We start from the raw sequence: 1,013 nt of genomic DNA on the forward strand, positions 1-1,013 counted from the left end.
AGCCTTTGCTGCGTTACAAGATTACATGAAACAGAAAAAAGCTGGTAAAGATCCTATTTTTTATAAAGAAAGCATTAAAGGACTTGAGAATATTGAATGTTGGGAGCATTATCAGGATACTTCGACTTCAAAAAAGAAAAGTATGTAACAAAAAAGATATTCGGACTGTAATATGTCTGAATATCTTTCTTGGTTCTAGTGCAAAAATAATTGATTACATAAAAAATAGTGTCGTAACTTAAGAACTTTGGAACAGATTCTTTCTCAACTAATTGATGCAGGATAATAAAAGGTATTAATATATTGGAACTATATTAAGAGGCTGAAAAGAGGGGTCTGAACAACAGCAAAAGTAATGGTATATTTCTTTAAAACGATTTCTCAAACAGCAAAGGTCTATCAAGTGAATATATGTTTAGTCATGTATATGGATAGGTTAAGAAAAAATAACAATTTTTGAGTTGGTCATACTCAATTATCCGGGAGATTCATATAGGTTATAACTGATTAGGCTATGGGATAAAAATCATAAATCTTGAATATGCTATACCTTTAGGACATAACCTATCAATCTATAGGAAAAGGGAATAGCCTTGACAATGTTTTTTTGCACTTTATTGTCTATTATCCATTAAGAAAAATTCATACTGTATAGAATTAATAGAACGGAGGAATATGGTTAAATGATAAAGGAGTATAGCGTTCAGGTTGAGAGTCAAAAAAAAGCTTGCTTAGATCTAGATCAATGGGTAACTCAGTATAAATCATATGCTGCTAAAGGGCAAAGCGCCAGTTATATTCCCGCTTTGGAACAGATAAATTTATTTCAATTAGGTATTTGTATAATAGCGCCCAATGGAACAATGATAAAATCAGGGGATTCGGAGGTGCCTTTTACTCTGCAAAGTATATCAAAAGTAATCGGTTTTATAGCCGCTTGTTTAAACAGAGGTATTTCTTATGTATTAGAGCGAGTTGATGTTGAACCAACTGGAGATGCCTTTAACTCAATT

The 1,013-nt window shown here is 32.0% G+C and carries 1 protein-coding gene and 1 pseudogene; both read left to right on the top strand.

The window, feature by feature from the left end; genetic code table 11:
- Positions 1-148: pseudogene (locus HRG09_RS28120) on the top strand (alanine/glycine:cation symporter family protein); the annotation flags it as partial.
- 535 nt (positions 149-683) lie between these two features.
- A partial coding sequence (locus HRG09_RS28125; protein WP_174104074.1) for a glutaminase occupies positions 684-1,013 on the top strand: 330 nt, incomplete at its 3' end.

Source organism: Bacillus sp. Xin1 (assembly GCF_013314535.1).
GTDB lineage: Bacteria > Bacillota > Bacilli > Bacillales > Bacillaceae_G > Bacillus_A.